Annotated in this window: 20 protein-coding genes; 10 read left to right on the forward strand and 10 right to left on the reverse strand. The window is 73.0% G+C overall.

Annotation, left to right across the window (positions count from 1 at the left end; translation table 11 throughout):
- Positions 1–75: 75 nt before the first annotated feature.
- From HA073_RS15400 to HA073_RS15415, 4 genes are all read right to left on the reverse strand, one after another.
- Entirely contained in the window at positions 76–1,164 is a 1,089-nt protein-coding gene (locus HA073_RS15400; RefSeq protein WP_166456718.1) for an ABC transporter permease, read from the reverse strand.
- A complete protein-coding gene (locus HA073_RS15405; RefSeq protein ID WP_166456719.1) occupies positions 1,161–2,729 on the reverse strand; it encodes a sugar ABC transporter ATP-binding protein in 1,569 nt (522 codons plus the stop codon). The genes HA073_RS15400 and HA073_RS15405 overlap by 4 nt, the downstream gene beginning before the upstream one ends.
- Positions 2,726–3,904: an ROK family protein gene (locus HA073_RS15410; RefSeq protein WP_043329082.1), complete on the reverse strand. Its 1,179-nt coding sequence runs from the start codon at positions 3,902–3,904 to the stop codon at positions 2,726–2,728. Before HA073_RS15410 ends, HA073_RS15405 begins: the two co-directional genes overlap by 4 nt.
- Positions 3,905–4,115: 211 nt before the next feature.
- Positions 4,116–5,132, reverse strand: coding sequence for a YihY/virulence factor BrkB family protein (locus HA073_RS15415; protein ID WP_043329080.1), 1,017 nt, complete (start codon positions 5,130–5,132; stop codon positions 4,116–4,118).
- 898 nt (positions 5,133–6,030) lie between these two features.
- Between HA073_RS15415 and HA073_RS15420 the strand changes: the two genes are divergently transcribed.
- The 5 genes from HA073_RS15420 (at position 6,031) to HA073_RS15440 (ending at position 13,051) form a co-directional block, all read left to right on the forward strand.
- The gene (locus HA073_RS15420; protein WP_166456720.1) at positions 6,031–8,271 is read left to right on the forward strand and encodes a TRAP transporter fused permease subunit; all 2,241 of its coding nucleotides are present in this window, start codon (positions 6,031–6,033) and stop codon (positions 8,269–8,271) included.
- On the forward strand, positions 8,247–9,266 hold the full coding sequence (locus HA073_RS15425; protein WP_166456721.1) for a TAXI family TRAP transporter solute-binding subunit: 1,020 nt from the start codon (positions 8,247–8,249) through the stop codon (positions 9,264–9,266). The genes HA073_RS15420 and HA073_RS15425 overlap by 25 nt, the downstream gene beginning before the upstream one ends.
- 64 nt (positions 9,267–9,330) lie before the next feature.
- On the forward strand, positions 9,331–11,694 hold the full coding sequence (locus tag HA073_RS15430; RefSeq protein ID WP_069088864.1) for a sensor histidine kinase: 2,364 nt from the start codon (positions 9,331–9,333) through the stop codon (positions 11,692–11,694).
- On the forward strand, positions 11,691–12,083 hold the full coding sequence (locus HA073_RS15435; RefSeq protein WP_030503989.1) for a roadblock/LC7 domain-containing protein: 393 nt from the start codon (positions 11,691–11,693) through the stop codon (positions 12,081–12,083). The genes HA073_RS15430 and HA073_RS15435 overlap by 4 nt, the downstream gene beginning before the upstream one ends.
- On the forward strand, positions 12,080–13,051 hold the full coding sequence (locus tag HA073_RS15440) for a TAXI family TRAP transporter solute-binding subunit (protein WP_166456722.1): 972 nt from the start codon (positions 12,080–12,082) through the stop codon (positions 13,049–13,051). Before HA073_RS15435 ends, HA073_RS15440 begins: the two co-directional genes overlap by 4 nt.
- Positions 13,052–13,067: 16 nt before the next feature.
- Here the strand turns inward: HA073_RS15440 and HA073_RS15445 are convergent, their stop codons facing one another.
- Positions 13,068–13,607, reverse strand: a complete 540-nt coding sequence (locus tag HA073_RS15445) for a GNAT family N-acetyltransferase (protein ID WP_064448157.1) — start codon at positions 13,605–13,607, stop codon at positions 13,068–13,070.
- Positions 13,608–13,685: 78 nt separating this feature from the next.
- On the opposite strand from HA073_RS15445, the gene HA073_RS15450 reads away from it, so the two are divergent.
- The 5 genes from HA073_RS15450 to HA073_RS31015 are packed head-to-tail and all read left to right on the forward strand — an operon-like array spanning position 13,686 to position 16,362.
- Entirely contained in the window at positions 13,686–14,609 is a 924-nt protein-coding gene (locus HA073_RS15450) for an ABC transporter ATP-binding protein (protein ID WP_043329071.1), read from the forward strand.
- Between the two features lie 36 nt (positions 14,610–14,645).
- Positions 14,646–15,437 carry an ABC transporter permease gene (locus HA073_RS15455; RefSeq protein WP_166456723.1) on the forward strand — a complete coding sequence of 264 codons (792 nt, stop codon included), beginning with the start codon at positions 14,646–14,648 and terminating at the stop codon, positions 15,435–15,437.
- Positions 15,434–15,985: a TetR/AcrR family transcriptional regulator gene (locus HA073_RS15460; RefSeq protein WP_113972666.1), complete on the forward strand. Its 552-nt coding sequence runs from the start codon at positions 15,434–15,436 to the stop codon at positions 15,983–15,985. The genes HA073_RS15455 and HA073_RS15460 overlap by 4 nt, the downstream gene beginning before the upstream one ends.
- A 33-nt stretch (positions 15,986–16,018) precedes the next feature.
- Positions 16,019–16,273 (forward strand): type II toxin-antitoxin system Phd/YefM family antitoxin, encoded by a 255-nt coding sequence (locus tag HA073_RS15465; RefSeq protein ID WP_043329066.1) that lies wholly within the window; start codon positions 16,019–16,021, stop codon positions 16,271–16,273.
- Complete coding sequence (locus tag HA073_RS31015; protein ID WP_166456724.1) at positions 16,270–16,362, forward strand: type II toxin-antitoxin system VapC family toxin; 93 nt, start codon at positions 16,270–16,272, stop codon at positions 16,360–16,362. Before HA073_RS15465 ends, HA073_RS31015 begins: the two co-directional genes overlap by 4 nt.
- A 3-nt stretch (positions 16,363–16,365) precedes the next feature.
- Here HA073_RS31015 and HA073_RS15475 read toward each other — a convergent pair whose 3' ends face one another.
- From HA073_RS15475 to HA073_RS15495, 5 genes are all read right to left on the reverse strand, one after another.
- Entirely contained in the window at positions 16,366–16,908 is a 543-nt protein-coding gene (locus tag HA073_RS15475) for a hypothetical protein (protein ID WP_043329065.1), read from the reverse strand.
- The gene (dnaG, locus tag HA073_RS15480; RefSeq protein WP_166456725.1) at positions 16,908–18,806 is read right to left on the reverse strand and encodes a DNA primase; all 1,899 of its coding nucleotides are present in this window, start codon (positions 18,804–18,806) and stop codon (positions 16,908–16,910) included. The genes HA073_RS15475 and dnaG overlap by 1 nt, the downstream gene beginning before the upstream one ends.
- A 73-nt stretch (positions 18,807–18,879) precedes the next feature.
- Positions 18,880–19,125, reverse strand: a complete 246-nt coding sequence (locus HA073_RS15485) for a helix-turn-helix transcriptional regulator (RefSeq protein WP_013287928.1) — start codon at positions 19,123–19,125, stop codon at positions 18,880–18,882.
- 10 nt (positions 19,126–19,135) lie between these two features.
- Positions 19,136–19,987: an ABC transporter permease gene (locus tag HA073_RS15490; RefSeq protein WP_043329061.1), complete on the reverse strand. Its 852-nt coding sequence runs from the start codon at positions 19,985–19,987 to the stop codon at positions 19,136–19,138.
- Complete coding sequence (locus HA073_RS15495) at positions 19,984–20,958, reverse strand: ABC transporter ATP-binding protein (RefSeq protein ID WP_084789631.1); 975 nt, start codon at positions 20,956–20,958, stop codon at positions 19,984–19,986. Before HA073_RS15495 ends, HA073_RS15490 begins: the two co-directional genes overlap by 4 nt.
- Between the last annotated feature and the right edge of the window lie 43 nt (positions 20,959–21,001).

Here is a 21,001-nt window from a genome sequence, read left to right on the forward strand (position 1 = left end):
GGTGGTGGGGTGGTTTCGGGTGTGGCGGGCCGGACCGCAGTCGGTACGACTGCAGCCTGGTGTGCGCGGGTGGGGTCAGGTGGTGGTGGCCCGGTTGCGGGCGAGGAACTGGGTGAGGCTGCCGAACTGCACCTGCTGGACCAGGACGGCGGCGACGATGATGCCGCCCTTGACCATGTTCTGGGCCTCGGCGGAGAGGTTGTTGATGGCGAACAGGTTGGTGATCGTGGAGAAGATGATCACCCCGAGCAGGGAGCCGATGATCGTGCCCCGCCCGCCGCTGAGCAGCGTGCCGCCGATGATCGCGGCGGCGATCGCGTCCAGCTCGTAGAGGTTGGCCATCGCCGCCTGTGCGGAGGTGGCCTGCGCGGTCAGCATGACCGCGGCGATGCCGCAGCACAGGCCGGACAGCGCGTAGAGGAGCACCGTGTGCCGGCGCACGTTGATGCCGGCGAGCCGGGCCGCCTCCGGGTTGCCGCCGACCGCCACCGTACGGCGGCCGAACGTGGTCCGGTTCAACAGCACCCAGCCGGCCGCCACCACCGCCACCAGGATGTAGACCAGCAGCGGGATGCCGAGCACGTTCGTGCTGGCGATGCCGTTGATGAACGTGTTGCCCGACACCTGGGTCTGCTTGTCGGAGATCTCCGCCGCCAGCCCCCGGGCGGCGACGAGCATCGCCAGCGTGGCGATGAACGGCACCAGCCGCCCGTACGACACGAGCAGCCCGTTCACTACGCCGACGGCGAGCCCGACGGTCAGCGCGGTGAAGATCATGCCGCCCGCGCCGTAGCTCTGCGTGGCGACAGTGGTGCACCAGACCCCGGCCAGCGCGACGATCGCGCCGACCGACAGGTCGATGCCGCCGCCGATGATCACGAAGGTCATGCCGACGGTGACCACGCCGACCACCGAGGCGAGCTTGAGAATGGTGAGCGTGTTGCCCCACACCCAGTTCGGGTCGCCGTAGAGGTCGGGGCGGGTCAGGATGCCGATGACCACCAGCACGACGAGCGTGGCGAGCAGGCCGAGGTTGCGCTTGACGCCCTCCCCGCCGTCGCCGCGCCACCAGGAGAGCTTCGCCGGCGCGTCGACCTTGGCGGTCTCCGCCCGCTCCACCGGCGGCGACTGCGCGGGCAGGGCGGATTCGGTTACATCGCTCATGCCGGTGCGCCTTCCATGAGGGACCCCGCCATGACGAGGTCGAGCACGGTGTTCTCGTCCAGTTCGCCGGCCGGCGCCTCGCGGACCACCCGGCCCTCCCGCATCACCAGCACCCGGTCGGCCAGGCCCAGCACCTCGGGCACCTCGCTGGAGACCAGCAGCACCCCGACGCCCCGGGCGGCCAGATCGCGGATCACCTGGTACAGCTCGGCGCGGGCGCCCACGTCCACGCCCCGGGTCGGCTCGTCGAGCAGCAGCAGCCGGGTGTCACCGAGCAGCCACCGGCCGACCACCACCTTCTGCTGGTTGCCGCCGGACAGCGTGCGCACCGGCCGCCGTACGTCGCGGGGCCGCAGCTCCAGCGACTCGGCGATCCGGTCCGCCTCGGCGCGTTCCCGCCCGGCGTCGGTGAACCCGAGGCGGGCGTACCTGCCGAACGTGGCGAGCGTGACGTTGCGGTAGATCGGTTCACCGAGCAGCAGCGCCTGGCTCTTGCGCTCCTCCGGCGCCATGCCCATCCCGGCCCGCACCGCCGCGCCCACACTGCCGGGACGCAGCGCCCGGCCGTTCACCCGGACCGTCCCGGCGTGCGCCCGGCGCGCGCCGAAGATGGTCTCCAGCAGCTCCGACCGGCCCGAGCCGACCAGCCCGGCGATGCCGACGATCTCTCCCGCCCGGACCCGGAGCGAGACGTCGGCGAACTCGCCGGGCCGGGTCAGCCCGTCCACCCGCAGCAGCTCCGCGCCACCCCCGTGGTCGGCCGGGCGCTGCGGGAAGACGTACTCGATGGTCCGGCCCGTCATCCGGGCGACCAGGTCGCGGGTCGGCGTCTCGCGGGCCGGCAGGCTCGCCGCCGTGGTCCGGCCGTCCTTGAGTACGGTGACCCGGTCGCCGATCTCGCGGATCTCCTCCAGCCGGTGCGAGATGTAGATGACAGCGATGCCCTGCGCGGTGAGTTCCCGGATGATCCGGAACAGGTTCGCCACCTCGTCGTGGGCCAGCACCGCGCTCGGCTCGTCCATGATGATCAGCCGGGCCTCGTGGGAGAGCGCCCGCGCCATGCTGACGATCTGCTTGCCGGCGGCGGGCAGGTGCCGCACCAGCCGCCCCGGAGGGATCTCCGGGTGGCCGAGCCGGGCCAGGATCTGCCGGGTACGCCGGGCCATGTGCCCCCGCCGGACGAAGCCGAACCGGCGCGGCTCGTGGCCGAGGAACGCGTTCTCCGCCACCGACAGGTCGTCGACCAGATCGAGTTCCTGGTAGATCGTGGCGATGCCGGCGCGCATGGCGGCCTGCGGGTTGGCGAACGACGCCGGCTCGCCCCGCCACACGACCTCGCCGGAGTCCGGCCGATGCACCCCGGCCAGCACCTTGATCAGCGTGGACTTGCCGGCGCCGTTCTGCCCCAGCAGGCAGTGCACCTCGCCGGCGCGTACCTCCAGTTGCACGCCGTCGAGCGCGCGTACCCCCGGGAACGTCTTGACGACGTCGGTGAGGCGCAGGACCACCTCGCCCGCGACGGCGTCCGCGGGCGCCTCGACCAGTGGTTTCCCGGTGTCGCTCATGCTGCTTCTCCGAACGCGAGGTCGCTCGCCAGCACGGCCGCGCCGGCGACGCCGGCGCGCGGGCCCAGTTCGGACAGGACGACCGGCAGGTTGCCGGTGGCCAGCGGCAGCGAACGGCGGTAGACCACGCTGCGGATCTCGGCGAGCAGGATGTGGCCGAGCTGGGCCAGTCCGCCGCCGATCACGATCATCGACGGGTTGGTGAAGCTGACCAGCCCGGCCAGCACGCTGCCGACCCGCCGGCCGCCGTCCCGGATGAGCTGGATGCAGGAGACGTCCCCCTCGATCGCCCCCTGCGCCACGTCCAGCGCGGTCACCACACCCCGGGCGGCGAACCGCTCGGCCAGCGCCGGGGAGACCTCGGTGCGGGCCGCGACAGTCGCCTCGCGGGCCAGCGCGGCGCCGCTGAACACCGCCTCCAGACAGCCGACGTTGCCGCAGGAACACATCGGGCCGTTCGGGTCGACCTGGATGTGGCCGATGTCCCCGGCACAGCCGTCGGTGCCCCGGTAGACCTCGCCGTGCAGGTAGATGCCACAGCCGATGCCGGTGCCGATCTTGATGAACAGGAAGTCGTCGACCGAGTGGGCCACGCCGCCGTGCCGCTCCCCGATCGCCATGATGTTGACGTCGTTGTCCACCACCGCCGGGCAGCCGTGCTCCCGGGTCAGCAGTTCGCGGACCGGGAACCGGTCCCACCCCGGCATGATCGGCGGGGAGACCGGCACGCCGTCGCGGAAGCTCACCGGCCCCGGTACGCCGATGCCGACCGCGTCGAGCCGCTCGTACGCGCCGTCCACCTTGGCCTTGTGCAGCAGCTCGTTGACGCGCTGGAGCGTCACCTTCGGGCCGGAGCGGATGTCGGCGGTCTCGGTGTAGGCGGCCACCGGCTCCAGCCGGCCGTTGACCACCTCCACGTCGATCGAGCTGGCGCCCAGGTCGACGGCGGCGAACCGCAGGTGCGGGCTCAGCTCGACCAGGGTGGAGCGCCGCCCGCCCCGGGAGGCGGCCAGCCCGGCCTCGGCCACGTACCCGAGGGAGACGAGCCGTTCCAGCTCGGCGAGCAGGCGCGGGCGGGGCATCTGGAGGCGGTCGCCGAGTTCGGCGCGGGACACCGCGCCCTCGTCCCGGAGCAGCCGCAGGAGCCGTACGTGCAGGGGGTCGACCGTCCGCACCGGCAGTCACCTCCGCATCGGAAGTCCGTCACATCGACCATGGCGATGTGTGTTGTGTCCGACACAGTAGGAGCCTTCCGGGTCGCATGTCCATAGCTTCGGCACGCCTGATGCAAACTTTTGTCCATACGAACAAAAGAGGTGCCGGGCCAGAAAAACGCGCCGCCCCGCCCGGGCGCGTCCGGGCGGGGCGGCGAGGTGCGGTCAGCGGTCAGTGGTGGGAGGAGGCGTTGCCCTTCTTGCGCAGCTTGCGGTCGTCGCGCAGCTCCACGTAGGGCTCCTCGTCGGCCGGGTGCCCGGCCGCGATGGCCCGGCTGCGCTCCAGCTCGGCGTCGAACTCCGCGCCGAGCAGGATGGCCACGTTGCTCAGCCAGAGCCAGACCAGGAAGATGATCACGCCGGCCACCGCGCCGTACGTCTTGTTGTACGAGCCGAAGTTGCTGACGTAGAGCGCGAAGAGGCCGGACACCACGAGCCAGAGCACCACCGCGAGCACGCCGCCGGGGCTGACCCAGCGGAAGCCGCCGTGCCGGGCGTTCGGCGAAGCCCAGTAGAGGATCGCGAACATCAGGCTCACCAGCACCAGCAACACCGGCCACTTGGCGATGTTCCACACCGTGACGGCGGTCGAGCCGAGCCCGATCGCGTTTCCGGCCTGCTCGGCCAGGCCGCCGGTGAACACCACGATCACAGCGCTGATCAGCAGCATCACGCCGATCACCGCGGTCACGCCGAGGCGTACCGGCAGCGTCTTCCAGATCGGCCGCCCCTCCGGCACGTCGTAGATGCTGTTCGAGGCGCGCATGAACGCGGCGATGTAGCCGGAGGCGGACCAGAAGGCCGCGACCAGACCGATGACGGCCGCGATGCTGGCCAGCCCGCCGGACTGGCCGGCCTGGTCGATCGCGCTCTCGATGATCTTGCGGATGTTCTCCTCCGGCACCGCCTGGCCGACGGTGTCCCGGACCCCCTCCGTGGCCCGGTCACCGAGCAGGCCGAGCAGCGAGATCAGCACCAGCACGCCGGGGAAGATGGAGAGCACGCCGTAGTAGGTGAGCGCGGCGGCCCAGTCGGTCAGGCTGTCGTCCTGGAACTCCCGGACGGTCCGCTTGAGCGTCGCCATCCAGCCCGTCGCAGTCAGGTCGGTCGGGCTGTCCGGACCGTCGTCCGGGCCCACCGGCTCCGTGCGGTCGCGCCCGTCACGGGCGGGAGCCTCGTCGGCGGCCATGGCACCTCCTCGTCGTCGCGTCGTCAGACGACATGCCCTGACGACGGCGGCCATAACCACCACCCGCGAAAACGGCAGACCCGCCCGACGCCCCTGCCCCCGAGGCGGCCACTCACGCCCATCGCGGCCGTCCGCGTTTCCCGGCGCCTCGCTCTGCATCCATCGGCGCACACGGTTACGCAGCGTGGCTGCCGCGCGGGTGGCTGCAGAGCAAAGCCCGCCGGCGCCGCACCCCGTCACGACAGCGCGACGCACTCGACCGGAGATCTCGGCGCCCGCCGCCCGGAGCGGACAACAACTCGCCCAAGATCTCGACAACCGTCACGACGAGTGGAACGTCATGGGTGCCAAACGGGGGCGGAGACACCCATGGCGTTCCACCCGTCCGATCCGCCGGCGGCGGGCGCGCGGTGGAATCGGCGGCGGCACCCGGCACAGCCACCGTGCCGCAGTGGCGGCGTCGTCATGACGAAGGAGCCCGCGACCTCGGCGGAATGAATTCGATCATGGGCCTTCCGGGCACCGGAGCACGTACTGCCGACGTCGGTCGGCGCCGGCACCGCCGAGGGCCGACAGGGCCTGCGACAGCAGTCGGTCGCGCTGCACTATCCGTAACCGCCACCGGCTCCCGTGACTCGCCATTCATCGTTGGAAAGGCGCCCGGTCGACCACCGGAAGGCATTGCCGAAGTCCTTGATCGCGCAATTACGAAAGAGATTCAAGAAGCGTCCGCCGGAGCGCGTCACCCCAATTACCGTCACTCATTGCAATCACGTTAAGCAATGTTCCCAACGCGCGCGCAATTCGCGTATCGTGCCCCCTCGTGCCGCCCGTTCGCCCCTCCGACGCCACTCCCCCGAAACCCCGGCCGCCGTCCGGCGGACGACCGGGGTCCGATGTGGACGCCGAGTTGGTGCCGCTCCCGCCGGACGAGGGCGTCGTCGCCGGTCCGGAGTGGTCCGACGACGGGCCGGGCGAGACGCACCACCACAGCCGGGCCGTGCCGCACCACACCGAGGACCACACTCCGGCCGAGACGCAGGACGCCCCGGATCAGGCCCAGCAGGACGCCCGGGAACTGGCCGCCCGGTTCGAGGAGGAGAAGCCGGGACGGGTCCTCGCCGGCGGAGTCGGCTTCCTGTTCACCGGCGTCACCGTCGCGGTCGGGCTGCTGACGCTCTGGCAGGTGTTCTTCCCGCTGGCCCAGGGCAGCAAGTACTACCTCATCTTCTTCCTCGCCGGCGTCCTGCCGATGGTGTTCCTCGCGTACCCCTCGGGGGTGCGGCTGCGACGCACCAAGGCCGACGCGGTCGACGTGGACGACCGGCGCGGACCCACGCCCGTGGACTGGCTGCTGGCGCTCGCGGCGCTCGTGGTCTGCCTCTACCCGGTGCTGCCGGTCGCCGTCGGTGCGGGCGGCGGCGGGTACGACGCCTTCCTGGACCGGCAGGGCCTGCTGGATCCGCTGGACGTGGCGTTCGGCACCGGGCTGCTGCTCCTGCTGCTGGAGGCGTGCCGGCGTACCACCGGGTGGATCCTGCCGGCGGTCTGCGTGCTGTTCCTCGGGTACGGCTACTACGGCGGGCTGCTGCCGCAGTCCTGGCCGGTGGCGCACGCGGGGCTCGACTTCGCGCAGCTGGTCGACGCGTTCTACAACTCCGACAGCGGCTTCTACGGCACGCCGCTGGACGTCGCCGCCTCCTACATCGTGCTGTTCACCATCTACGGCGCGGTGCTCGACCTGTCCGGCGCGGGCCGGTTCTTCGTGGAGCTGTCCGCCGCCGCGTTCCGCCGCTCCCGTACCGCCGCCGGGCGCACCGCCGTCGCCTCGGGTTTCCTGCTCGGCACGGTCTCCGGCTCCGGCGCCGCCACCACCGTCAGCATCGGCGCGGTGACCTGGCCGATCCTGCGCCGCGCCGGCTACCCGGCCGAGCGCGCGGGCGGCATGCTGGCCGCCGCCGGTGTCGGGGCGATCCTGTCTCCGCCCACGCTCGGCGCGGCGGCGTTCATCATCGCCGAGTACCTGGGCGTGTCCTACCTGCAGGTGCTCGGCTGGGCCACGGTGCCCACGATCCTCTACTACCTGGGCATCCTGTTCTCGGTCGAGATCGACGCACGACGTTCCGGGGTCCGTCCGGTGGTCATCGACAGCGGCTCGGCCTGGCGGCTGCTGGCCCGTTTCGGCTACCACTTCCTCTCGCTCCTCGTGATCATCGTGGTGCTGGCGCTCGGCGCGTCGGCGATGCGGGCGGTGGTCATCGCCACCGTGATCGCGGCGGCGCTGTCCTTCCTGGACCGGCGGCACCGCCTCACGCCGGCCCGGCTCGTGGCGGCGCTGCGCGACGGCGTACGCGGGGTGCTCGCGGTGAGCGCCGTGTGCGCCGCGGCCGGCATCATCACCGCCACCACCACGAAGACCGGGCTCGGGCCGCAGGCCGCCTCGCTGCTGATCAGCGGCGCGCAGGCGGTCAGCTCGGAGCCCGCCGTGGTGCTGGCGCTGACCGCGGTGCTCGCCGCCGTCGCGCTCAGCCTGCTGGGCCTCGCCGTGCCGGTCACCGCGTCCTTCGTCATCGGCTGGGTGATCATCGGCCCGGCGCTGCTGAACCTGGGTGTCGAGGCGCCCGCCGCGGCCATGTTCGTCTTCTACTTCGCGGTGCTGTCCGAGGTCTCGCCGCCGACCGCGCTCGCCGCGGTCGCCGCCGCCGCGGTCACCGGCGGCCGCCTGGTGCCGACCATGTGGCAGACCCTGCGGTACGCGCTGCCGGCGTACCTGATCCCGCTGGCCTTCGTGATCACGCCGACCGGCCTCGGACTGCTCGGCATCGGCGGGCCCGGGCGGATCGTGACGGCCGGCCTGGTCTCCGCGCTCGGCGTGGCGGTGCTGGCGGTCGCGGCCGGCGGCTGGCTGCCGGGCGTGGGCCCGGCCGGCGCGCCGGAGCGGATCCTCGGCGCGATCGCCGGGCTGGTCCTGCTCTGGCTGGAACCGCTGCCCATGGCGATCGGCGCGGCGCTCGCCGCGCTCACGGTCGCGGGCGTGTACGTCCGACGTGGCGCCGCCGGGCACGCCGGCCGCCCGGCGGTCGAAGAATCCGTGGATCTTGGGGAGGAGAGAGAGTGGGACGGATCGACGCGAGGATAGTGGCGGGTGTCGGGGCGCTTGTCCTGGTCGCCGCCGGTGCCGCCGGCTGCGGGGGCCGTCAGGACGGCGCGGCGAAGGACGACGCCGACCGCGAGGTCAGCTGCAAGGTCACCAAGGACACCCGGGTCGGTATCGCCACCGGCAACGCCACCGGCGTCTACTACGTGGTCGGCAACGCGCTCGCCGGTGAGCTGAGCAAGACCACCGACGGCAAGCTCACCGGGACGGCCGCCGAGACGGGCGCCTCGGTGCAGAACGTCGAACAGCTCGTCGCCGGCCAGTACGACGTGGCGTTCTCCCTGTTCGACACCGCTGTCAACGCGGTGCAGGGCAAGGGGAGCTTCACCGCGCCGCAGCCGGTCAAGGCGCTGGCCCGGATCTACGACAACTACACCCAGGTGGTCGTACGGGCCGACGCGGGCATCACGTCGGTGGCCGACATGAAGGGCAAGAAGATCTCCACCGGCTCACCGAAGTCCGGCACCGAGGTCATCGCCAACCGGCTGCTCACCGCCGCCGGCCTGGACCCGGCGAAGGACGTCCAGGCGCAGCGGCTGGACCTCACCAAGACCGTCGACGGCATGAAGGACGGCAGCATCGACGGCTTCTTCTGGTCCGGCGGCGTACCGACCGGCGGCGTCACCGACCTGTTCACCACGTCCGGCGACAAGGTGAAGTTCGTCGACATCACTCCGCTGCTGCCGAAGATGGCCGAGCTGAACCCGGCGTACCAGGCGGGCACCATCGGCAAGGACATCTACCGGACCCCGGCCGACGTGCCCACCATCGTGGTGCCGAACGTGCTGCTGGTGCGGGACAACCTCGACGCCGACGTGGCCTGCGCGATCACCCGGACGGTGTTCGAGTCCAAGGACGCCCTGGCCCAGGCGAACCCGGCGGCGAAGGGCATCGAGCTGGGCAACGCCCGCAAGACCGACCCGGTGCCGCTGCACCGCGGCGCGGAGCGGGCACTGAGCGACCTCGGCGCGAGCTGACCTGAACGGGCCGGGTCCGGACGCGCGTCCGGGCCCGGCCCGCCCGACCCGACCGGAGACCACCGTGCCGCTGCCCCACCCGGCTCGCGTACGCCGGCACCACCGCTCCGCGGACCGCACCGGACGCCTGCGCTCGGTCCGCGTCCAACTGCTGGCCCCGATCCTGGTCGCCACGGCCGGGCTGGTCGTGCTGGGGGCGGCGCAGACCGACGCCGCGCTGGACGCGTCCGCCGACGCCGACCGGGCGCGCGTGCTGGCCGGCACCGCCACCGCGACCGTACGTCTGGTGCACGAGCTGGAACGCGAACTGGGCGAGACGGCCGCGTTGCGCCAGCGCGGCGGTACGTCCGGCCGCCCGCTCGTGGACGCGCAGCGCCGCCGGGTCGACACGGCCGTGGAGCGCTACCGCTCGGCGCAGGGTGACGCGCGCCGGGCCGCCCCGGACCTGGCGGGGGTGCTGGACGACGCGCGCGGGCGCTTGGAGCAACTCGCGCCGACCCGGGACCTGGCGCTGGCCGGTGAGCGCGGCGACCCGGCGTACGTGTCGCTCGTGGAGTCGCTGCTCGCGGTCGCGGACGCGCTGCCCAGTCAACTCCGGGACGCCGACCTGGCCAACCAGGCCCGTGAGGTGGCCTCGGTGGCCGCCCAGGAGCACCTGTCCGCGCTGGAGCGCGACCTGCTGCGGGCGGTGTTCGTCAGAGGCGGACTGGAACGCGGCGAGCTGGCCCGGCTGGGCCGGCTGCGGGGCGCCCGGGAGCAGCGGCAGGCCGAGTTCCTGCGGATCGCCTCCGCCCCGGCGAACGCTGCCTGGTACCGGCTGGTCGACGGCGCCGACGTGACCACGGCCCGGCGGATGCGCGACGCGATGCTCGACACCGACGGCGCGCCGGACGCGCTGAAGACCGACGGCGACGCCTGGTACGTGGCGCAGAGCGGCGCGATCCGCCGGTACAACCTGCTCGGCCGGGACCTGTCCGACGGGCTAGACCGGGACGCGGCCGACCTGGCCGCCGCGGCCCGGCTGCGCGCGGTGCTGACCGCCGGGGCGACGAGCACCGTCGCGCTCGGCTCGCTCGTCACCGCCGTGCTGCTGGCGGTACGGACCAGCCGCCGGTTGCGCCGGCTGCGGGTGGCCGCGCTGACCATGGCGAACCGGGAGCTGCCGGAGCGGATCACCGCGATCGCGGCGGGCGAACGGGCGCCCGCGGAGGGTCCGGCGACCCGGATGACGGACGGGATCCGGCGCGGTCGGGACGAGGTGGCGCAGGTCGCCGAGGCGTTCGACACGGTGAACCGGGCCGCGCTGCGGCTCGCCGGGCAGCAGGCGGAGTTGCGGCTGGACGTGACCCGGATGGCGGAGGCGCTGGCCCGGCGCATCCGGACGCTGATCACCCGGCAGTTGCGGCTGCTCGACGACTTCGAACGCGAGGAGACCGATCCGGACGCGCTGGCCCGGCTCTTCGCGCTGGACCACCTGGCCGCCCGGCTGCGGCGCAACGGGGAGAACCTGCTGGTCCTCGCCGGTGGCGAGCCGGGCCGGGGGCACGAGGGCGCGTTGCTGCTGGACGACGTGGCACGGGCGGCGGCCTCCGAGATCGAGGACTATCCGCGGGTGGAGATCGACGTGCCGACCGCGGCGGTGCACGGCGCTGCGGCCGGCAACCTGGTGCATCTGCTGGCCGAGTTGCTGGAGAACGCCACCGTCTACTCGCCGCCGGAGGCCCGGGTGCTGGTGGACGGCCGGCGCACCGTCGACGGGCTGGTGCTGCGCGTGCACGACCAGGGCATCGGCATCAGCGAGAGCCGGCTGGCCGAGATCAACGAACGGCTCGCCGCGCCGGCCACCCTGTCCAGCGCCGCCGCCGGCAGCATGGGCCTGCACGTGGTGGCCCACCTGGCCGCCCGGCACGGGATCCGGGTGCAGTTGCACAACCCTGGCACCGGCACGGTGGCGCAGGTGGACGTACCGGAGTCGGTGCTGACCCGGGTCGAGTCGGTGGCGTCCCGGCCGCCGGCCGAGCGGCGCCCGCACGGGCGCGGCGCGCCGTGGTTCAAGAACGCGCCCGTCCTGCGGCCGCAGGGCGGTTCCCGCGACCTGGTCACCAGCGCCCCGACGGCCGGCGGGCCGGCGCGCGGCGTGGCCACGGTCCGGGCGCCGGGCGGCGCGCTGCTGGCGCCGAGCGCGGCGCGGATCCGGCCGGTGAGCGTGCCACCGGCGCCGGTGTCGACCACCGCCGCCGGGCTGCCCCGGCGGCCGGTGGGCGGGCATCTGCCGGGACCGATGCCCGCCGCCACCGCGCCGCCGCCCGCGACCGACCTGCTCGACCCCGAAGTGGTACGCGCCCGGCTGTCCGCCCTCGCCGAGGGGGTGGCCAGCGCGACGCGCCGTGCCCCGAACACCACACCACCCAACGGGAGAAGACCATGAATCCACCCGCTTCCACCGGGCTCGACTGGCTGCTGGCGAACTTCGCCGAGCAGGTGCCGGACGTCTCGCACGCGCTCGCGGTCTCCGAGGACGGGCTGCGGCTGGCGTCCTCGCCGGATCTCTCCCCGGACCAGGTCGACCAGCTCTCGGCGGTGATCAGCGGCTTGGCGAGCCTTACCGTGGGCGCGGCCCGGCTGATGTCCGCCGGCCGGGTACGCCAGCAGATCGTCGACATGGACGGCGGTGTGATGCTGGTGATGGCGGTCGGGGAACGGGCGCTGCTCGGCGTGCTGGCCGCGCCCGGCTGCGACCTGGGCCAGATCGGTTACGAGACGGCGACGCTGGTGCAGCGGGTGGCGGAGGCGCTGGAACCGGCGGTCCGCCGGTGAGCGGCCGCCCGGCGCGGCTGGTGGCGGCGCTGCTGGCGACGGTGCTGGTGGCCGGTTGCGGCGCCGAGGACACCACTGGGCAGGCGTGGCACGGCGGGCGGATCTTCCTGGCCACCGGCAACACCACAGGCGTCTACTACCAGCTCGGCGGCGGGTACGCCGATCTGATCACCCGGCACGTGCCCGGGTACGAGGCGCGCGCGGAGCCGACCGGCGCGTCGGTGGAGAACATCACCCGGGTGGCCGGCGGCGACATGGAGATCGCGTTCAGCCTGGCCGACACGGCGGCGGACGCGGTCGACGGCCGCGGGGCGTTCGACAAGCAACCGCAGCCGGTACGTGCGCTGGCCCGCGTCTACAGCAACTACACGCACGTGATCGTCCGCAGCGACGGCAAGATCAACAGCTTCGCCGACCTGCGCGGCAAGCGCGTCTCGACCGGTTCGCCGAAGTCCGGGACCGACATCATCGCCGGGCGTCTGCTCACCGCCGGCGGCATCGACCCGAACGCCGGCATCCAGCGGCTCAACCTGTCGTTGCCGGAGACGGTCAAGCGGATGCGGGCGAACACGCTGGACGCCATGTTCTTCTCCGGCGGCCTGCCCACGCCCGGCGTGAAGGACCTGCTCTCCTCCGCGCCCGGGAAGTTCCGGCTGCTGCCGCTGAACGACCTGATCGAGCCGCTGAGCGCCCGGTTCGGCGGCGTCTACACCACCGCCACGCTGCCGAAGGAGGTCTACGGCACGGCCGAGCCGACGCCCACCATCACGGTGGCGAACGTGATCATGGTGGCGGCGGACATGCCGGAGCAACTCGCGTACGACCTGACCCGGGTGCTCTTCACCTGGCAGGGCGATCTGATCCAGGTGCATCCGGAGGCGGCGAACTTCAACCGGGCCAGCGCGGCCGCGACCGGCCCGATCCCGCTGCACCCGGGCGCGGCCCGGTTCTACCGCGACGGCGGCTGAGCGCGGCGCGGCCCCGCTACGGCGTCCAGTCGCGCCGCAGCAGACCGTAGAGCGCCATGTCGGCGAAGCCGTCGCCGTCGTACTCGCGGTCGCGCTGGGTGCCCTCGTGGACGAAGCCGCACCGCTCGGCGGTACGCCGCATGGCCGTGTTGCCGGCCAGCGTCTCGATCTCCAAGCGCCGCAGGTTGCGGTTGCGGAAGCCGTACCGGCAGAGCAGCCGGATCACCTCGGTGCCGTAGCCCTGGCCGCGCGCCTCGGGCAGCAGCGTGATGCCGAGGTGGGCGTACCCGTTGAAGGTGTTGATCCCCCACAGCACGCCGGTGCCGAGGAACGTGCCGTCGGCGACGGTCTCGGCCAGCAGTGACACCGGAGCGCCGGCTTCCGGCTGCTCGGCGGCGCGCTTCTCCAGCCGGGCCCGGACCTGCCCGACGTGGTGCGGCAGGAACGGCTCGTCGTCGGTGATCAGATGCAGCTCCGGGTCGCTGTGCAGGCGGAACAGGTCCGGCGCGTCGTCGGGGGTGGGCGGGCGCAGCCGTACGCGCTCGGTGGCGAACATGCCGCGACGCTAGCGGCGGCAGGGCAGGTCGACAACCGGATTTGGCCACCCTACCGACCGGTCGGTAGGGTGGCGGGAATGACCCCGCTCGTCCTCGCCTCCGCCCTGACCAAGACCTACGGGACACGCGACGCCCTGCGCGCGCTCGACCTCGCCGTCGCGCCGGGCAGCCGGTTCGTCGTGCTCGGCCACAACGGCGCCGGCAAGTCCACGCTGCTGGAGATCATCGCCACCCTGCGCACCCCGACCTCGGGCTCGGTGCGCGTCGGCGGCTTCGACACCGTGACCCAGGCGCGGGACGCACGGCGGCTGATCGGCCTGGCGCCGCAGTCCAACGCGCTGGACCCCCTCGCCACCCCGGCGGAGGTGCTCGACTTCCACGGCGTGGCGCTCGGGCTCGGCCGCCGGCAGCGGGCCCGCCGCACGCGGGAACTCGTCGACCTGTTCGGGCTGGGCGAGCACCGCTCGTCCCGGGTGGCCAAGCTCTCCGGCGGCACCCGCCGCAAGCTGGACCTGGCGGTGGCGCTCGTCGCCGAGCCCGCAGTGGTGATCCTGGACGAGCCGACCACCGGCCTGGACCCGCTCGCACGCATCGACTTCTGGACCGAGCTGACCCGCCTCAACCACAGCGGCACCTCGCTGCTCATCTCGACCCAGGACCTGCACGAGGCCGACGTGCTGGCCACGGAGATCGCCGTGCTACGGGACGGCCGGGTGGTCGCCCAGGGCCCACCGGCGTCGCTCAAGGGGCGCGTCGGCGCCCGGACGCTCACGCTCGACCTGTCCGACGCCGCCGCCGCGACCGCGCTCGTCGCCGCGTCCGAAGCCGGGTTCCGCGCCGACCCCGACCACCCGGACCGGGTACGCCTCAGCGTCCCCGACGACCCCCGCGCGCTGACCGCTGCCCTGCACGAAGCCGGCGCGATCGCCGCCGACATCACCCGGCTCCATCTCGCCGAGCCCTCCCTCGACGACGTCTTCGTCGCCCTCGCCGCCCGCTGAGGCGCGCCCCCACCGCACCCCGAAAGGCCCGACACCGTGCTCCCGCTCGCGCTCACCCCGCCCCGCCGCTCTTCGGCCCCGGTCGTCCTCGCGGCGATCAGACGCTCGACCCGGGCCGTGCTCCGTACCCCGGCGCTGCTCGTGGCCCCGGTCGCCCAGCCCCTGTTCTTCCTGCTCGTCTACGCCGGGCAGCTCGACGCCGTGGGCAGCACCTATCTGGGCGGGACGAGCTTCATCGCGTTCCTGCTGCCGCTGATCCTGCTCACCGGCGTCGCCACCGGCGCGGGCGCGGCCGGCACGCTCGTGCTGGGCGACATCACCAGCGGATACCTGGACCGCCTCCGGCTCGCCCACGGGACCACGACGCCGTTCCTCGTCGGCCCGGTCGTCGCCGCGCTGCTCGCTGTCGTACTCCAGATGGTGGTGACCGTCGCCGGGGCCGCCGCGATCGGCTACCGGCCGGCGAGCTGGACCGGCGTCGCCGGAATGCTGCTGCTGATGCTCGCGCTCGGACTCGGCGTCGCGCTGCTGAGCACAGCGCTCGCCATCCGGTCGGGCTCGGCGTCCACCACCAACCTGGTCACGCTCGTCGTGTTCGGCCTGTCGTTCTTCACCGGCGTGTTCGCGCCGGTCGACGAACTCGCCGGCTGGATGCGGGTGATCGCCACGGTCAACCCGCTCACCTATATCGTCGACACCGCCCGGCAGCTCGGCGGCGGCACGCCGCTCGCCGCGGCCCCGATCGGCGTCGCGGCGCTCGCCGCCCTCACCGTCGCCGGAACCGCCGCCTGCGCCCTCGCCCTCCACCACGCCAGGAAGAACCGATGAGCGACACCCGCACCCAGATCATGGACGCCTTCGCCGAACAGCTCGCCGCGACCGGCTACCAGGGCATCTCCCTGGTCGGCGTCGGCCGCAGCGTCGGCATCCAGAAGCCGTCCATCTACCACCACTTCCCGGGCGGCAAGGAGGACCTCTACATCGCGGTGGCGGAGCGGTACATCCGGGACGTCGGCGGCAGGATCTCGGCGGCGCTGGCCGGCCCCGGCGACGTGCCGCACCGGCTGCACGCGCTCGCCACCGTCGCCGCCGGTCAGCACGGCGACGCGATCACGTTCGAGCAGCGCATCTACGACACGCTGCCGCTCGTCTCCGCCGAGACCAGCGAGCACGTCTCGGGCCTCTACGTCGACCTGATGCTGGCCCCGGTGACCCGGTTCTTCGCCGACGCCCGCGCCGAGGGCGCGGTCACCGGCGAACCGGAGTTCCTGATGAACGCGTTCCTGCACCTGGCCCGTGCGGCCGACCTCACCGACGAGACCGGCCCCGCACGGGTCGTCGCGCTCTTCCTCAACGGCGCCCGCCCACGTGCCTAAACTAAGAGCTTAGCTAACCGAGGAGGGCGCGCCATGTCGGCTGAGGCTGTGCACTACAACATGCATGATGCCAAGACCCACCTGTCGCGCATCATCGAGCGGGTGGAACGCGGCGAAGAGATCATCATCGACCGGGCGGGCACCCCCGTGGCGAAGGTCGTACCGCTGGTGCGCCGGACCGACCGCACGGCGATCGGCTCCCTCGCGGGGCAGGTGGACCTCTCGGGTGACTGGGATTCGCCACAGACCAACGCCGAGATCGCCGCCGACTTCGGGATCGGCGCATGACCCTGCTGCTGGACACCCACGTCGCGCTCTGGGCCATCACCGGCGACGCCTCCATCCCGCTCTACGAGGTCGACGTCCTCAAGGTGTAGACCTCAGACGTCGGCGGGGGTGGTGGCGGCCCGCGCCGCCGCGACCAGCCGGGCGGTCTCGGCGGCCACGTCCTCGTCGTCGGTGGGCGTCCCCGGGTCGTAGCGGACCGTCCAGGTCAGCCCGTCGACGCCGGGCACCCGCCGGGCGGCGATCCGCCCGGAGCCGCCGGGCATCTCGTGGTGCGAGGTGTACGCCACCGAGCCGGTGACCCGGTCCCGGACCTGGTGCGGCAGGTCACCCGGGTCGACGAGCAGGTACGTCTCGGGCAGGCCGTCCGCCACCACCAGGTAGCCGTCGCGCTCGGCCACCGGCTCGGCCGGGGTGACAGTCAGCTCGCGGCCGGACCAGACCGCCTTGAGGATGTCGTGCCAGCCAAGGCGCTCCACCCGGCCGGGCAGCCAGAGGCCACGGTTGCTGGCGACCAGCACGCCGTCGTTGCCGCCCTCGCCGGTCCCGGCGGCGGCCCAGGCGAGCACCCGCTCGTCGGCGGCCAGCGGCGGCCGGTCGGCGGACGGCAGTTTCGGCCGGCGGTTGAACAGTCCCATCACAATCCTCCGGCGGCCTGCTCGCGCAGTGCCCGTGCGTGCTGTTCCAGCGACAGCAGTTCCCCGAACAGGGCGAAGTACTCGTCCTTGTTGCTCACCGGGTTGACCCGCTGGATCTTCGACTTGAGGTCACGGATGCGGCCGGTGACCGAACTCCACTGGAGCCGGGCCATGGTGATCGAGACGTACCTCGGGTCCGGCTCGCCGTCGATGCGCAGCGGCTCCACCGCCAGCTCGCCGATGAGCGCCTGCCCGGCCAGGTCGTCGCAGGCGTCGCGGACCCGTTCGATCCAGACCGCGCCGCCGGTGGCAGTGGACGCGCCGCCGGCCGCCGCCACGGCGGCGCGTACCGCGACGTGCACCGGGTGCTGGTAGTCGGTCACCTCGACCGCGTCGAACATCGGACCGGCCAGCACCGGCTCCTGCAACGCCAGCTTGAGCGCCTCCCGCTCCACCATGGAACGCGGACTGTCCACAGCGGGCGTGGCCCGGCCGGGGCGGGCCGGGGCGGCGGGCGCGGCGCCGCCGGCCTGCGGCCCGTGTGCCGCGTTGAGCACCGCGCGCTGCACCGGCTCGATCTCCATGCCGAGGTCGCCGGCGAGCTTGCGCACGTACTCCGGGCGCTTCTCCCGGTCCTTGATTTTCGCCACGAGCGGCGCGGCGCGGCGCATGGCCTCGACCCGGCCGTCGACGGTGTCCAGGTCGAACCGGCTGATCACGTGCCGGAGCGCGAAGTCGACCAGCGGCTCGCGGCGGGCCACCAGGTCGCGCACGGCCAGGTCGCCCTTTGCCAGGCGCAGCTCGCACGGGTCCATGTTGTCGGGGCTGACCGCGATGAAGGTACGCCCGACGAAGCGCTGGTCGTCCTCGAACGCGCGCAACGCGGCCTTCTGCCCGGCGGCGTCGCCGTCGAAGGTGAAGATGATCTCGCCGGCCCGTTCGTCGCTGTCGAACAGCACCCGGCGCAGCACCGAGATGTGGTCGCCGCCGAACGCCGTGCCGCAGGTCGCCACCGCCGTCGGCACGTCGGCGAGGTGACAGGCCATCACGTCGGTGTAGCCCTCGACCACCACCACCTTGCCCTGCTTGGCGATCTCCCGCTTGGCCTGGTCGATGCCGTAGAGCACGTGCGACTTCTTGTAGATCGGCGTCTCGGGGGTGTTCAGGTATTTCGGGCCGTCGTCGTCGTCGAACAGCTTGCGGGCGCCGAAGCCGATCACGTCACCGGTGATGTCCCGGATCGGCCACATCAGGCGGCGGCGGAACCTGTCGATCAGCGAACCGGAGCGGGCCGGGCGGGACAGCCCGGCGGTGACCAGCTCGTCGTGGGTGAAGCCCTGCTGGCGCAGGTGCTTGGTGAGCAGGTCCCACCCGTCGGGGGCGAAGCCGCAGCCGTACCGCTCGGCGGCGGACCGGTCGAAGCCGCGCCCGGCGAGGAACTCGCGGGCCGGGCGCGCGCCGGCGGTGGTGAGCTGGGCCCGGTAGAAGTCGACGGCCGCGGCGTGCGCGGCCACCAGGCGCTGCCGCTGCCCCTGCTGCGGGCGGGGACGCGGCGCGGACCTGTCGTCCTCGACGTAGCGCAACTGGATGCCGGCGCGGGCGGCCAGCCGCTCGACGGACTCGACGAAGCTGAGGTGCTCGGCGTCCATCAGGAACTTGATCGCGTCGCCGCCGACCCCGCAGCCGAAGCAGTAGAACACGTTGCGGGCGGGCGAGACGTTGAACGACGGGCTCTTCTCGTCGTGGAACGGGCAGAGCCCCTTGAGGTTGCCGCCACCGGCCGACTTGAGCGTCACCACCTCGGAGATGACGTCCGCGATGGCGGTGCGCTCGCGGACCAGCGCGATGTCCTCGTCCCGGATCCGCCCCGCCATGACCGCCACCCCCTCGGCGTACATCCTGCCCTGCCGGACCGACGTTCCGGCGGCCGGGGGGACGGGCGTGTGGCCGACCACGCCCGTCCCCGCCGGCTCAGGCCGAGCGGGCCGCCGCGGGGTCGCCGATACGCGGGAACGGCTCGATGGAGAAGACCACCTCGACCGGCACCTCGAAGTACGCGGCGATGCGCAGCGCCAGGTGCAGGCTGGGCCGGAACTCGCCGCGCTCCAGGTAACCGACGGTCTGGTAGTGCACACCGAGCGCGTCGGCCAGCTGCCGCCGGGAGATGCCCCGTTCGGCGCGCAGCACCGCGATCCGGTTGTGCACGGTCTCGCTCATCGACGCCCTCTCATCCGACCCGCTGCATGGCCCGCTCCCGCCGGGCCGCGACCCGCGAGCCGGACTCCCGGCGGGCCATCCGGCGCAGCACCACCGGGGCCAGCACGAGCCCGAGCACCGCCCAGGCGCCGAGCACGCCGACCGTCTCCAGGTGCCGCCAGGAGCCGCCGAGTTCGACTGCTGCCAGGTCGCCGGGGAGCAGCGCCGAGCGCATGCCCAAGCCTAGCCAGTAGAGCGGGAACACCTGGGCGACGCCCTGCAGCCAGCCGGGCAGGCCGTTGATCGGATAGAAGATGCCGGACAGCGCGATCAGGCCGAAGATCGGCATCACCACCAGGCCCATGTTGCGCGGGTTCTCGATCAGCGAGCCGATCACCGCGCCCAGCGGCAGCGTCGCCACCAGCCCGAGCGGCACCACCCAGGCCAGCGTGAGCCAGGCGCCCGGGTCGCCGAGCCGCAGCCCGTCCAGGAAGAACAGCCCGGGCGTGAGCTGGATGACCACGCCGATCAGCGCGACCGCCGAGACCAGCACGATCTTGCCGACCAGGTAGCCGAGCATGCCGTCCGGGATGGCCTTGGCGCGCAGCAGCGTGCCGTCCTCCCGGTCGATGACGAGCTGGTTGGCCAGCCCGAGCAGGCCGCCGAAGAGCAGGCCCATGCCGAGCGCGCTGGGCAGCGTACGGGCGCCGAGCGAGAAGTCGGTGCCCGGCACCGTCGAGCCGCGCATCCAGAACACCGCGATCAGCAGCACCACGGTGGGGAAGAAGTAGGTCCAGAGATCCTGGCCGTTTGTGAACGTCGCGCGCAGCTCGATCACGCCGCGCCGCAGCCCGGCCCGTAGCGCGTTCGTGGTCGGGTTCATCGGTCCGCCTCCTGCTGCCACACCCGCTCGGCCCGGCCGGTCCGGATGCCGGTCTCCTCCTCGTGCACCAGCGCCAGGTACGCGTCCTCCAGGCTGGCCCGGCGCACCTCCAGCTCGCCTATCCGGTCGCCGTGCTCGCGGAGCAGGTCGCGCAGGAACGCGGTGGCGTCGGGGGTGGCGTGCACGTACCGCTCGCCGTCACGGGTCCAGCGCACCTCGGCGTCCCCCGCGACGCGCCGGGCGAGCTGGTCGGGCGACCCCTCGGCGATGATCCGGCCGCCGGCCAGGATGAGGATGCGGTCGGCCAGCTTCTCCGCCTCGGCCAGGTCGTGCGTGGTCAGCACGATCGTGGTCTCGTCCAGGTCGGCCAGGCGGTGCACCAGTTCGTGGAACTCGCGCCGGGCGGCCGGGTCGAAGCCGACAGTGGGCTCGTCCAGGAACAGCAGCTCCGGGCGGCCGACGATGCCGACAGCCACGTCCAGCCGGCGGCGCTGACCGCCGGAGAGCCGCGCCACCCGGCTGCCGGCGTGCGCGGTCAGGCCCACCGTCTCCAGCAGCTCGTCGACCGGCCACGGGCGCGGGATCCGGTCGGTGCCGTACGGCGCGTAGAAGTCGCCGAGGTGCGCGAGCAGCTCCCGCACCCGCCACTTGCCGTGGTCGCGCCAGGACTGGAGCACCACGCCCAGCCGTGCGCGCCACCGCTCGTCGCCGCGGGCCGGGTCGCTGCCGAGCACGCGCACCGTGCCGGCCGAGGGCAGCCGGAAGCCTTCGAGGATCTCGATGGTGGTGGTCTTGCCGGCGCCGTTGGGCCCGAGCAGCGCCACCACCTCGCCCCGCCGGGCGGTCAGGTCGACGCCGTGCAGCACGTCGACGGCGCCGTAGCGCATACGCAGATCCCGCACGTCGAGGACGAGATCCTCGTCGGGCGGTCGGGGGGACGCGACGGCCCCAGGAAGTTCGACCGCAGTCATGCCTCGAAATGTAGCACCTATACTACAAACCGAGGTACCCCCA

The organism is Micromonospora sp. CMU55-4 (genome assembly GCF_011602315.1).
GTDB classification, from domain to species: Bacteria; Actinomycetota; Actinomycetes; order Mycobacteriales; family Micromonosporaceae; genus Micromonospora; species Micromonospora chalcea.

What these genes read in the sequence shown, in the direction of transcription:
- HA073_RS15400 (WP_166456718.1), bottom strand. Translation starts at nt 1,164, where the DNA reads ATGAGCGATGTAACCGAATCCGCCCTGCCCGCGCAGTCGCCGCCGGTG.
- HA073_RS15405 (WP_166456719.1), bottom strand. Translation starts at nt 2,729, where the DNA reads ATGAGCGACACCGGGAAACCACTGGTCGAGGCGCCCGCGGACGCCGTC.
- HA073_RS15415 (WP_043329080.1), bottom strand. Translation starts at nt 5,132, where the DNA reads ATGGCCGCCGACGAGGCTCCCGCCCGTGACGGGCGCGACCGCACGGAG.
- HA073_RS15435 (WP_030503989.1), top strand. Translation starts at nt 11,691, where the DNA reads ATGAATCCACCCGCTTCCACCGGGCTCGACTGGCTGCTGGCGAACTTC.
- HA073_RS15445 (WP_064448157.1), bottom strand. Translation starts at nt 13,607, where the DNA reads ATGTTCGCCACCGAGCGCGTACGGCTGCGCCCGCCCACCCCCGACGAC.
- HA073_RS15450 (WP_043329071.1), top strand. Translation starts at nt 13,686, where the DNA reads ATGACCCCGCTCGTCCTCGCCTCCGCCCTGACCAAGACCTACGGGACA.
- HA073_RS15460 (WP_113972666.1), top strand. Translation starts at nt 15,434, where the DNA reads ATGAGCGACACCCGCACCCAGATCATGGACGCCTTCGCCGAACAGCTC.
- HA073_RS15465 (WP_043329066.1), top strand. Translation starts at nt 16,019, where the DNA reads ATGTCGGCTGAGGCTGTGCACTACAACATGCATGATGCCAAGACCCAC.
- HA073_RS31015 (WP_166456724.1), top strand. Translation starts at nt 16,270, where the DNA reads ATGACCCTGCTGCTGGACACCCACGTCGCGCTCTGGGCCATCACCGGC.
- HA073_RS15475 (WP_043329065.1), bottom strand. Translation starts at nt 16,908, where the DNA reads ATGGGACTGTTCAACCGCCGGCCGAAACTGCCGTCCGCCGACCGGCCG.
- dnaG (WP_166456725.1), bottom strand. Translation starts at nt 18,806, where the DNA reads ATGTACGCCGAGGGGGTGGCGGTCATGGCGGGGCGGATCCGGGACGAG.
- HA073_RS15485 (WP_013287928.1), bottom strand. Translation starts at nt 19,125, where the DNA reads ATGAGCGAGACCGTGCACAACCGGATCGCGGTGCTGCGCGCCGAACGG.
- HA073_RS15490 (WP_043329061.1), bottom strand. Translation starts at nt 19,987, where the DNA reads ATGAACCCGACCACGAACGCGCTACGGGCCGGGCTGCGGCGCGGCGTG.
- HA073_RS15495 (WP_084789631.1), bottom strand. Translation starts at nt 20,958, where the DNA reads ATGACTGCGGTCGAACTTCCTGGGGCCGTCGCGTCCCCCCGACCGCCC.